Source organism: Candidatus Methylomirabilota bacterium (genome assembly GCA_035260325.1).
In the GTDB taxonomy this organism is placed as follows: Bacteria; Methylomirabilota; Methylomirabilia; order Rokubacteriales; family CSP1-6; genus AR19.
Map to the genome: position 1 here is coordinate 1 of DATFVL010000076.1, position 10697 is coordinate 10697.

Annotated in this window: 12 protein-coding genes and 1 pseudogene; 11 read left to right on the forward strand and 2 right to left on the reverse strand. The window is 69.0% G+C overall.

Features of this window, described 5'->3' with window-relative positions; all coding sequences use genetic code 11:
* The coding region (locus VKG64_05380) for a hypothetical protein (GenBank protein ID HKB24470.1) at positions 1–240 on the reverse strand (240 nt) is incomplete at its 3' end.
* Positions 241–626: 386 nt separating this feature from the next.
* On the opposite strand from VKG64_05380, the gene VKG64_05385 reads away from it, so the two are divergent.
* Genes VKG64_05385 through VKG64_05435 form a run of 11 tightly spaced genes read left to right on the forward strand, consistent with a single transcriptional unit; the run spans position 627 to position 10134 of the window.
* Complete coding sequence (locus tag VKG64_05385) at positions 627–1634, forward strand: radical SAM protein (GenBank protein ID HKB24471.1); 1008 nt, start codon at positions 627–629, stop codon at positions 1632–1634.
* Positions 1635–1644: 10 nt separating this feature from the next.
* A complete protein-coding gene (locus VKG64_05390; protein ID HKB24472.1) occupies positions 1645–2322 on the forward strand; it encodes a glycosyltransferase family 2 protein in 678 nt (225 codons plus the stop codon).
* Positions 2319–3323, forward strand: a complete 1005-nt coding sequence (locus VKG64_05395; GenBank protein HKB24473.1) for a radical SAM protein — start codon at positions 2319–2321, stop codon at positions 3321–3323. Before VKG64_05390 ends, VKG64_05395 begins: the two co-directional genes overlap by 4 nt.
* Entirely contained in the window at positions 3323–3820 is a 498-nt protein-coding gene (locus VKG64_05400) for a TQO small subunit DoxD (GenBank protein HKB24474.1), read from the forward strand. Before VKG64_05395 ends, VKG64_05400 begins: the two co-directional genes overlap by 1 nt.
* 7 nt (positions 3821–3827) lie before the next feature.
* Positions 3828–5162, forward strand: coding sequence for a glycosyltransferase 87 family protein (locus tag VKG64_05405; protein HKB24475.1), 1335 nt, complete (start codon positions 3828–3830; stop codon positions 5160–5162).
* Positions 5159–6640, forward strand: a complete 1482-nt coding sequence (locus VKG64_05410; protein ID HKB24476.1) for a glycosyltransferase — start codon at positions 5159–5161, stop codon at positions 6638–6640. The genes VKG64_05405 and VKG64_05410 overlap by 4 nt, the downstream gene beginning before the upstream one ends.
* Positions 6637–7257: a hypothetical protein gene (locus tag VKG64_05415; GenBank protein ID HKB24477.1), complete on the forward strand. Its 621-nt coding sequence runs from the start codon at positions 6637–6639 to the stop codon at positions 7255–7257. The genes VKG64_05410 and VKG64_05415 overlap by 4 nt, the downstream gene beginning before the upstream one ends.
* Positions 7254–7943: a carboxypeptidase-like regulatory domain-containing protein gene (locus VKG64_05420; protein ID HKB24478.1), complete on the forward strand. Its 690-nt coding sequence runs from the start codon at positions 7254–7256 to the stop codon at positions 7941–7943. Before VKG64_05415 ends, VKG64_05420 begins: the two co-directional genes overlap by 4 nt.
* A gap of 18 nt (positions 7944–7961) precedes the next feature.
* Positions 7962–8906 (forward strand): YncE family protein, encoded by a 945-nt coding sequence (locus tag VKG64_05425; GenBank protein ID HKB24479.1) that lies wholly within the window; start codon positions 7962–7964, stop codon positions 8904–8906.
* A complete protein-coding gene (locus VKG64_05430; protein HKB24480.1) occupies positions 8906–9589 on the forward strand; it encodes a TIGR04282 family arsenosugar biosynthesis glycosyltransferase in 684 nt (227 codons plus the stop codon). The genes VKG64_05425 and VKG64_05430 overlap by 1 nt, the downstream gene beginning before the upstream one ends.
* Entirely contained in the window at positions 9586–10134 is a 549-nt protein-coding gene (locus VKG64_05435) for an NUDIX hydrolase (protein ID HKB24481.1), read from the forward strand. Before VKG64_05430 ends, VKG64_05435 begins: the two co-directional genes overlap by 4 nt.
* 45 nt (positions 10135–10179) lie before the next feature.
* On the opposite strand, the pseudogene VKG64_05440 reads toward VKG64_05435, so the two are convergent.
* Positions 10180–10386, reverse strand: a pseudogene (locus VKG64_05440) (helix-turn-helix domain-containing protein).
* Positions 10387–10697: the final 311 nt, after the last annotated feature.

Here is a 10697-nt window from a genome sequence, read left to right on the forward strand (position 1 = left end):
TCCATACGCCCAGGCGTAGCTGAGTGCCGCCCCGATAGACGGCGTCGGAGCCGTGGCCGATTGGCCGGAGACGATCGAGACGCCGACCGTGTGCCGGGACGCCACCACGAACGCGTTGTGGTAGTACGGTGTCCACTTGACATAAGAAAGACCGCCGATCAGAACCGCGAGAAGTACCGCGGTCCCCATAACATAGCGATTCAGACCGCCCATCGCGACCATCCGCCTGTCCATCATCATCGCGTCGCTCCCCTCGCCGGTGCGGGAGTTATGACCCGGTGAGCATTCAGATGCGCTGGCGCCGAGAGAGATTCGTGGGCGCGTTGCCGATCGGCCTGTCCGATTCCGGCTTCACTGAATCATTGGGCGAGGGATGGCGGGCCAGAGATCTACTGGGACTGGAATCAGATCCTTTCAACGGGAATATCCGAATTGCGTCGCGGGTTATGAGGACGAGGCGGCGACTGGCGCCCACACCACCGCGACCGGGGGCGGTCAAGACGCGGCTCTGTCCGCCGCTCAGTCCTGGCGTGGCGAAGATTTCACAACCGTTTGACAACTGACGAGCGCCCGGTGTTAGGATCGGCCCCACACCATCGATGATGGGCCCTCTATCGGGAGGTGCCGTGAGCTTGTCCCTCGGCGTCGGCCTCACGAACGCCTGTGACTTGGCGTGCGCCCACTGCTACCGAGACACCGAGCGCATCGATCAGCTCTCGCTCGAGCAGGTCGTCTCCGCCTGCGAGTGCCTTCCGGTACGCTCGGTCAACCTCGGCACGGGTGAGAACGGTCTCCACCCGGACTACGCCGAGATCGTCAGGGCGCTCGCCGCGCGCGGCGTGAAGCTCTCGCTCACGTCCAACGGCTTCACCATCGACCGCTCGTCGGACGAGACCCTCAAAGCCTTCCGCGAGGTCGAGGTCTCGATCGACTTCCCGACGGAGGCGGAGCAGGACGGATTCCGTGGCCACGGAAACTGGAAGCGCGTCATGGCGGCCATCGAGCGCTCCCGGGGACTCGGCGTGACCGTGACCGTCCTGACGGTGATGATGAAGACGAACTTCCGCCGGCTCCCGGAGATCGCGAAGGTCGCCTTCGCCGCGGGCGCCAACTACCGCGTCAACGTGTACCAGCCAGTCAAGACCGACACCTTCACGCTGACCTACGAGGAGTTCTGGGAGGGGTTCCGGCGGCTGCTCGCGGCGGCGCGGCTGGTCAGCACGACCGAGCCGATCCTCAACGCGATGCTCGGCGCGCCGTTCGAGAACGGCTCGGGCTGCGGCCGCCGGACCGTGCGCATCACACCGAAGGGCCAGATCATCCCGTGCGTGTACTGGCGCACGTCGGACCTGCGCCTTGAGGATCTGCCCGCGCAGGGCGCGGATGGGGTGCTCGCTTCGCCCCAGTTCGCGCGCGTCCGCCAGGTGCCTGACGTCTGCCGTGGCTGCCCGTTCGTCTCCGTCTGCCACGGAGGCTGCGCGGGCCGACGCGAGCTCACTGGGGGCGTCGAGCTCGCCGACCCGTACTGTCCGCTGGTGCGGGGCAAGCGGGTCGACCTCGAGTGGGCCCCCGCGGCCCAGCGCGAGCTCTTGAAAACGGGCAGCGCCTGCACGACCGTGCTGGCCCCGGCCTGAGGGACCGCGCGTGAAGGCGACGCTGATCATCCCCGCCCTCAACGAAGCCGAGACGATCGGGCCGCTCCTCCGTCGCGTGCCGCGAGAGGCGGTCGCCGAGGTGGTCGTGGTGGACAACGGCTCGACCGACGCCACGCGCGCAATTGCCGCCGGGGCCGGCGCGCGGGTCATCGCTGAACCGCGGCGCGGCTACGGCGCGGCGTGCTGGGCCGGCCTCAGCGCGCTTCGCCCCGACGCAGACGTCGCCGTGTTCCTCGACGGCGACGGCAGCCAGCATCCCGAGGAGCTCCCCCGGGTCCTGGAGCCGCTGGTCGCTGGCCGGGCGGACCTCGTCCTCGGCGCGCGGCAACTCGGCGGCGACCATCCGCTCCACGCCGCTCTCGGTACAAAGCTCGTGGCCGCGTTCGTCGCGTGGCGATACGGCGTCAGACTCACTGACATTGGTCCCTATCGGGCGATCCGCGTCCCCCTGCTGAAGGAGCTCGGGATGCGCGACCGCGCCTTCGGCTGGCCTGTGGAGATGGTCGTGAAGGCGGCGGCCGCCGGCGCCCGCATCGTCGAGGTCCCCGTGTCGCACTCGCCCCGTCAAGGGGGACGATCGAAAGTCTCCGGGACACTCTCCGGTAGCGTGCGGGCGGGCTACGCCTTCGTGACGACCGCGCTGCGCGCCGCGCGGGAAAGCTCGTGAGCACCGCGGTCAGCCTACCGCTCAAGCCCGCCCTGCCGCGCTCGCTCTATCTCGAGACGACGAGCCGCTGCAACTCGCTTTGCAAAACGTGCATCCTCACCTTCGGCGGCCGCGAGCCCCAGAAGGATCTCGGCTGGGAAGAGTTCCGGCGGGTGGTGGACCAGTTCCCGGCGCTCGAGCGCGTCCTCCTCCACGGGATCGGCGAGCCGCTCCTGAACCGGGAGCTCCCACGCATGATCGCTCACCTCAAGGGCCGCAGCGCCACGGTGCTCTTCAACTCCAACGCGATCACGCTGAGCCAGCGGCTCGGCCGCGCGCTGATCGACGCGGGGCTGGACGAGCTGCGCGTGTCGCTCGACGGCACCACGCCCGCGACATACGCGCGGGTGCGCGGCGTGGACGCCTTCGCAAAGGTCGTGGCGAACCTCGAGCGGTTCGTCGAGGTGAAGCGCGAGGCGGGCGCGTCAAACCCGCGCGTGTCCCTCTGGTTCACGGGCCTCCGGGACAACATCGAGGAGATCCCCGGGCTGGTCCCGCTCGCCGTGCGCACGGGTGCCGCCGGCATCTATCTCCAGCGACTCGTGTACAACGGTCTGGGCCTCGCGACGAAGGAGCAGTCGCTCTACGGGCGTCTCCAGGAGCACGAAGCGGGCCTCATCCAGGAGACGGAGCGCGCCGCGCGCACCGCTGGCCTCGGCTTCTCGGCCTCGGGCGCCGCCGCGCCGGAGATCAGTCTCACGCCGTCCCACGACGATCGGCCGTGGAGCCAGTGCCGGCGCCCCTGGAGCCTGGTCTACGTCACCGTCCACGGCAACGTGCTCCCCTGCTGCATCGCGCCGTGGATCACCGAGTACTACGATGGCATTGTCCTCGGCAACCTCTACCGGCAGTCGCTCGAAGAGATCTGGTGGGGCGACCGTTACCTGGATTTCAGGACTGCGATCCAGACGGACATGCCGCCCGAGCCGTGCCGCGGCTGCGGCGTGAAGTGGAGTCTCTGATGGTCGTTGCGTGGCCGGTCGCGATGTTGAGGATCGTCTTCGGCCTCATGTATCTTGACATGGCGCTCCAGAAGGCGCCCTGGGTCGTCTCGGGCGGGCAGCGATACGGGTGGCTCTACGGGTGGATCCAGCAGGAGATCGCGCACCCGACCTTCAGCTGGTACGCGGCCTTCCTCAGAAGCGTCGTCGTGCCGAACTTCGGCTTCTTCGGGCTGTTGACGTTCGTCACGGAGATCGCCCTCGGCCTCGGGCTGCTGCTCGGGCTGCTCACGCGGCTCGCCGGCCTCGGCGGTGCGCTCTGGCAGGTGAACATCGCCCTCGGCGCGTTCAGCGTGCCGGGCGAGTGGTCCTGGATCTGGGCGCTCCTGATCGTGCCCCAGGGCGTGTTCGCGGCATGCGGTGCGGGCCGGGCGCTGGGCGTCGACGCCCTGATCCGTCGAAGGCTCGCGCCGTGGCCCGACCGCGGCTGGGTCCGCCTGGTCCGCCTCGCCAGCTGAGGCGGTCATGCGCTGCGTCCGCGGACTGGCGGCCCTCACGGTGCTCGGCGCCGCGTCGGCGGCGATCTACGCGGGCGCGCTCCCGGCGGCTTCGTGGCTCGGCGTCGAGCCGATCGCCGCCCACCCCGTCGTCTTCGCGATTCTCTTCGCGCTCTACCTGGCGGCCGCACGGCTTGCCACCGGTCAGGCGCCGAGCGGGCGAGCGCTCGGCGTCGTGCTCGGCTTCGGGCTCCTCTTCCGCGCGCTGATGCTGCCCACGCCCGTCTACCTTTCGTCCGACCTCTATCGCTACCTCTGGGACGGCCGCGTGCAACTCGCCGGCGTCAATCCCTACCGCTACGCTCCCAATGCGCTCGAGCTCGCGTACCTCCGCGACGGTGAAATTCATCCGCACATCAACCGGCCGACCGCGCGGACGATCTATCCGCCGGCCTCACAGTGGCTCTTCGCCCTCGCCGCGGCGCTGGCGCCTTCGTCGGTCGTCGGCTGGCGGCTCGTTCTGCTGCTCTTCGAGGCCGCGACTGTCGTGCTCCTGCTCGCGCTGCTGCGGCGCCTCGGCGCTCCGCCGACCGCCATCATCGTGTACGCGTGGTCTCCGCTCGTCGTGTTCGAGGGTGCGCAGGCGGGACACGTCGAGGTCGCCGTCATCTTTCTCGTCCTTCTGGGGCTCCTCCTCCGCCAGACGGGATCGTCGGCCCTCGCGGGCGCGGCGCTCGGCCTCGCCGTCCTCGTGAAGTTCTATCCGATCGTGCTGCTGCCCGCCTGGTCGCGCCGCGAGGACTGGCGCTTCCCCGCGGCGACCGCCGCGACGGTCGGCCTCGGGTATCTGCCGTACGCCGCAGCCCTCGGCGCGGGCGCGCTCGGCTTCCTCCCCGAGTACTTTGCGAGCTCCGAGGATCACAACATCGGCCTGCGCGCGCTCCTCACGTACCCCTTCGGCTTCACGGGTGAGGTCGCGAGGGGTGTCGCCATCGCGCTCGCGTTCGCGGCGATGGCGGCGACAGTCCTCGTCATCGGACGGTCGGCCCGTCACGATGTCCGGGGACTCTGGCGGGCAAGCGCGCTCGCGGTCGGCGCCTACCTCCTCCTCGTGCCGACGGCGATGCACCCATGGTACGTGATGTGGATCGTCCCGTTCCTCTGCGTGCGTCCATCGCCAGCGTGGCTCTGGTTTAGCGGCGCTGTTACGCTCTCGTACATCGCCTACGTCGTGGCACCGGCACCGCTGCCCTGGTGGGCGTGGCTCGGCGAGTACGGCCCACTCTACGCGCTGCTCCTGGCCGGCGCCGTCGCGCGCCTTGCGCGTCGCGCGCCCGGGGTGGCGGCGCTGAGAACGCTGTGACCGACGGCTGGTGGTGGGCGGTCCCGTGGCAGTGCGCGCTCGTCCTCATGTACCTCGTCACACTGTTCGGGCTCCTCCTCTACGGGAGCAACGCCTACGTGATGGTCGCGGCCCACCGGCGGCACCGCCGCGAGGCGCGCACCACCCCGCCCCTGGCCGAGCCGCTGCCGTTCGTCACGGTGCAGCTCCCGCTCTTCAACGAGCGGTACGTCGCGGCGCGGCTCGTCCGCGCCGTCGCCGCGTTCGACTACCCGGCCGACCGCCTCGAGATCCAGGTGCTGGACGACTCCACCGACGACACCTCGGAGATCGTCGCCAGCGTCGTCGCCGCGCTGCGGGCGCAGGGCGTGCAGGTGGCGCACTGCCGGCGCCCGGTACGAACGGGATTCAAGGCCGGGGCGCTCGCCGCAGGCCTCGCCGCCGCGAGGGGAGAGTTCATCGCGCTCTTCGACGCCGACTTCGTCCCGCCGCGGGACTTCCTGCGCGCCGCGTTGCCGCACTTCACCGAGCGCGTGGCGGTCGTCCAGGCGCGGTGGGGCCATCTCAACCGGTCCTACTCGGTGCTCACGATCGCGCAGTCGCTCGGCATGGACGGCCACTTCGGCGTCGAACAGTCGGCGCGCTGCTGGAGCGGGCTCCTGCTGAACTTCAACGGCACCGCGGGCATCTGGCGCAAGACGGCGATCCTCGACGCGGGCGGCTGGACGCATGACACGCTGACGGAGGATCTCGACCTGAGCTACCGGGCTCAGCTCCGGGGCTGGACGATCGTCTACCGTCCCGAGATCGTGTGTCCTGCCGAGCTGCCCGTCCTCGTCGCCGGATTCAAGTCGCAGCAGCGACGCTGGGCGATGGGCTCGATCCAGACGGCGCTCAAGCTGCTGCCGGCGGTGTGGAGGGCGGAGCTCTCGCTGTGGACGCGCTACCAGGCGTCCGTTCACCTGACCTACTACATGATTCATCCGCTCATGCTTTTGGGCGTCCTCCTCTCGATCCCGCTTCGCGCCGCGAGCGATCTCGCTGCCAACTCCCCGGTGCGGCTCGTCGCCGGCATCGTCTTCGGCCTCGCGACGCTGGGCCCGGCGACCATGCTGGTCTACGCCCAGCGCGTGCTCGACGCGGCCTGGTGGCGCCGCGCCTGGCAGCTCCCGGCGATCATGGTCATCGGTGTCGGCGTGGCGCTGAGCACCAGCGTCGCGGTGCTCGGCGCCTTCGTCGGCGGTCAGCGAGAATTCGTCCGTACCCCGAAGTTCGGGATCGCCGGTGCAGGTGGAAGCTGGCAAGGAAAGAAGTACGCCGAGAGCGCGCCGTGGGGCGGGCTCATCGAGCTGGCGCTCGGGCTCTATTGCGCCTGTGCGGTCTGGCTCTTCTGGAGGGACGGGCAGTACGCGGTGGTCCCATTCCTGGCGCTGTACGCCACGGGCTTTCTCACGGTGGGATGGCTCACGATCGCGCAGTCGCGCCGGGTGCGGGCGTGAGGGCGGCACTGCTCGTCGCCCTGCTCGGGCTGCCCGCGCTGGCGCTCGCCGGCTCGCCGGACCTCGTCGCCGAAGGCGAGCGGTGGTGGACACGGTCGCCGGATCCGGCGAACCCCGTCGCCTGCGCGACCTGCCACTTCGACCCGGCCGCGATCCGCGGCTGGGCCGCCAGTTTCCCGAAGTGGAAGCCCTTGCCGCCGCCTCACGCCCGTGTCATGACGCTCTTCCAGGCGAATGCCGAGGCGGTTGCGCGCCACTACCGGCTGAGCGACCCCCGACGCGCGGCGGCCGCGATCACCGCGTACCTCGTAGTGCAGGGCGCCGGGCTCCCGCTCTCACCGGGAATAAGCGAGGGCCAGCCGGTGATTCCCGAGCGGCTCCAGGCCCTCGCCGCGAGCGTGGAGCGCGGCCGTGCGCTCTTCGCGCGGCGATGCGAGGCATGCCATGGGGCGGGCAAGGTGGCGCTGACACTCACGGCCTACCCGCGCGCGGTCGACGGCCGCCCCGAGTCGCTCGAGGAGTTTCTCGAGCGCCACCGCGACGCGCAGCCCCTCGTATGGAACGGACAGGCCACCGCCGATCTCATCGCGTATCTCACCGAGGAGAGGCTACGATGACGCTGAGATTCCTCATCGCGGGATTCGTGCTGTTCTCCGTCGTGCTCGGATTCACCGCCGTCGGAGAGACGGGGACCGTGATCAGCGGCACCGTGAAGAGCAAGACGGGCCAGCCGCTCCCGGGGCTGGCCCTGCTCGAGAAGGGAGAGATCCACAACAACGTGTGGGACCGCGGCGGGCTCGTGGGCGCCAGCGGCCGGTTCACGATCGAGCTGCCCGAGGGCGGCCGGTACGGCCTGCATGTCTACGCGAGCGGCTACATCTACTCGCCCCAGGCAGTGCGCGTCGAGACGGACAAGACCCTCGAAATATCGGTCACGCTCGTGCCGGAGCCGACGCGGGCGAACGATCCCGTGATCAAGCGCGCGGGATTCTTCCCGTGGGAGGCGCGTCAGGGCAGGATCACGTTCGTGAAGCTCGATATCGCGGACCCGAACGACGACCTCGGTCCGCAGGTGATGGCCTTCGACGCGGCGACCGGCCGGGTGTACGCGATGGATCCGCCCCGCAGCGTCCGCGACCTCAAGGCCAACTTCCCGCAGGGCGTCTACCAGCTCGAGGTCGACACCTCGAGGGCGCCCGTCAATCCGCGTGACTGGCACTTCGTCGTGGCCGATCACCAGTGCAACACGACCGACATCCTGAGCTTCCCGCACGAGCCCAAGCCGCCGCGCGTCATCCGGTAGGATCGCCGGGTGTCACCGATGAGGGGCTCTGCCCTCGCACTGGCTCTCGTGCTCGCTGGCTGCCTGACCGGCGCAGAGGTGCCCAGGGTCACGACGCTCTCCGTGGGCCGGTGGCCAGAGGACCTTGTCTTCGACCCCGGATCGGGCCGCCTCTTCGTCGCCGACGAGGGAAGCGCAACGGTCACGGTCCTGAGCGCCACGGGAGAGCGGATTGGCACAATCCGGCTCATGAGCCGCGCCCGGCATCTCGCGGTGGATTCGGCGCTGGGCCGTGTCTATGCCCCAAACGAAGGCAACGGCTTCGTCGCCGTCTTCGACACGCGGACCCTCAGGGAGGTCTCTCGGATTTCCGTGGGGCCACAGCCACACGGGATCGCGGTGGATGGCTCCACGCACCGGGTGTTTGTCGCCAACGAGGGCAACGGCTCCCTCACGGCCCTCGAGGGACGGAGTGGGCACGTCCTCTTCACGGTCCCCGTGGGTCAGGGCCCGGGCGGTGTTACCGTGGATCCTGCGACGGCGCGCGTCTTCGTGGTGAGCGTGAAAGAGAACCGGGTGGTCGTCGTCGACGGAGCGAGCGGTCTTTGGATCGCGGCGATCCCCGTCCGTCGCGGCCCCACGCATCTCCGGGTCAACGGCCAGACGGGGATCGTCTACGTTCTGAACACGGAGGCCGGCAGCGTGAGCATGCTAGATGGCCGGACGCTGAGCGTCCTCAGTACGCTTCCGGTCGGTAACTATCCAATCGGCATCGCCGTCGATGAAACCGCCGGGCGGGTCTACGTCGTCAACAACCGGGGGAATACCCTCTCGGTCTTGGACGAAGCCGCGCGGGCGGTCGTGGGCACGCGCCGGATCCCCCGGAACGTCTCGAGCGCCACGTTGAATCGAGAGGCCGGCTTGCTGTACCTGGCCCTGAAGAGTGAAAATCGCGTGGCCGTGGTCCGGCTCCGTGATCTCTGATGGAGATCCTGGCGTCGAAGCCCATCGCCGTCGCGATCATGGCGAAGGCGCCGCGCGCGGGCGAGGTCAAAACTCGGCTCTGCCCTCCGCTCTCGCTCGCGGACGCGGCGGAGCTCTACCGCCGTTTCCTTCTCGACAAGATCGAGCAGATCACGTCGCTCAGAACGGCCAGCCTCGCGATCGCCTACACGCCCGCCGAGGCAAGGGCCTTCTTCGAGGAGGTGGCCCCGGGCTTCGTCCTCGTCCCGCAGCGGGGCGCGGATCTCGGTGACAGGCTCGCGAACAGCCTGGGCGAGCTCTTGGAGAGGGGCCACCCGGGCGCGCTGGCGATTGACAGCGACACGCCGACGCTGCCTCTCGGATTCCTGCAGGAGGCGCTCGACCTTGTCACGACGCCCGGGATCGATGTGGTGCTCGGCCCCACCGAGGATGGCGGCTACTACCTGATCGGGCTCCGGACGGTGCACCGCGAGCTGTTCGAGGCGATGGCGTGGAGTACGAGTCAGGTCCTCCCGGAGACCATCCGACGGGCCGAGGCAAAGGGGCTCCGGGTTGCGTGCCTTCCGCCGTGGTACGACATCGACACTCCCGATGATCTCGCCCGACTGCAAACCGCGCTCTCGGTATCGAACGGCGATAACCCTCGGCACACTCGTAGATTTTTGCAGGAGCGCGCACGATGAAACGGCTCTCGGAGATCCCCTGGAAGACGGTGTCCACGAGGCCCATTTATCAGAATAGGTGGCTCGCCCTCCGGGAGGATCTCGTGGAGCTGCCCAACGGACGCACCACCATCTACGGTGTCGTGAGCTGCGGAGAGTGCGTGGGCGTCCTCCCGTTCCTTGATAATGACACCGTCCTCCTGGTCCGGCAGTACCGGTACGTGGCGGGCCGGGCGATGTGGGAGATGCCCACGGGCGGGGTCCACGCGGCGGAGTCGGTCGAAGAGGCCGCCCAGCGTGAGCTTGCTGAGGAGATCGGCTACGGGGCTGGCCGACTGACTCATGTGACCACCTACCACACGAGCAAGAGCGTCATGGACGAGACCGCGTACCTCTTCCTGGGCGAGGAGATGGCAAAGCTTGCGCTGCCTCCGGACGAGACGGAATTCATCGAGATCCGCCCGTTCCCGTTCCGGGAGGTCCTGGGGATGGTGCTGTCCGGTGAGATCGTGGACAGCATGACGATCATCGCCGTCCTCCATACCGCGCGGATAAAGGGCACCTAGCCCGGCCTCGAGTCGTGGGGTCGGTCTCGAACGCGGTTGCCCCCCTCAGCGTGCGTTGAACTTGTAGCCCTGTCCGTGCACGGTGAGAATCCACCTCGGGGCATCGGGATCGGCCCCGAACTTCCGTCGGAGTCGCAGGATGTGCGTGTCCACGGTGCGCGTCGTTGGGAATCGCTCATAGCCCCACACTTCATCGAGGAGCCGGTCGCGCGTGACGATCTCGCCACGATGCTCGACCAGGAACACCAGAAGGTCGAATTCTACCCGCTCTTCCTTCCGCTAGCGCGGGCGGGCCTCCGTCCGGGCGAGGCCTTCGGGCTCCAGTGGGACGAAATCTCTGATCGTCGTGGGCGGGGCTGAGCCGGGAGCCCGGGCGTCGACCACCCGCCCGGGCTCCGTGCAGCGAGGGGACGCTTAGTCGTCAGTCCTCAAGACCGAAGTAGACGCCGATGCAGCCGTTCGGGCAGCTGAAGGTGCCGGTAGTGCTGCCGGGCGGCAATGGCACGAAGACGTGCTTGTTCGCCCGGTTCGCCGCGACCGAGTGAGCGCCGGTCGAGCCCGTG

What these genes read in the sequence shown, in the direction of transcription:
- VKG64_05430 (HKB24480.1), top strand. Translation starts at nt 8,906, where the DNA reads ATGGAGATCCTGGCGTCGAAGCCCATCGCCGTCGCGATCATGGCGAAG.
- VKG64_05425 (HKB24479.1), top strand. Translation starts at nt 7,962, where the DNA reads ATGAGGGGCTCTGCCCTCGCACTGGCTCTCGTGCTCGCTGGCTGCCTG.
- VKG64_05405 (HKB24475.1), top strand. Translation starts at nt 3,828, where the DNA reads ATGCGCTGCGTCCGCGGACTGGCGGCCCTCACGGTGCTCGGCGCCGCG.
- VKG64_05420 (HKB24478.1), top strand. Translation starts at nt 7,254, where the DNA reads ATGACGCTGAGATTCCTCATCGCGGGATTCGTGCTGTTCTCCGTCGTG.
- VKG64_05400 (HKB24474.1), top strand. Translation starts at nt 3,323, where the DNA reads ATGGTCGTTGCGTGGCCGGTCGCGATGTTGAGGATCGTCTTCGGCCTC.
- VKG64_05435 (HKB24481.1), top strand. Translation starts at nt 9,586, where the DNA reads ATGAAACGGCTCTCGGAGATCCCCTGGAAGACGGTGTCCACGAGGCCC.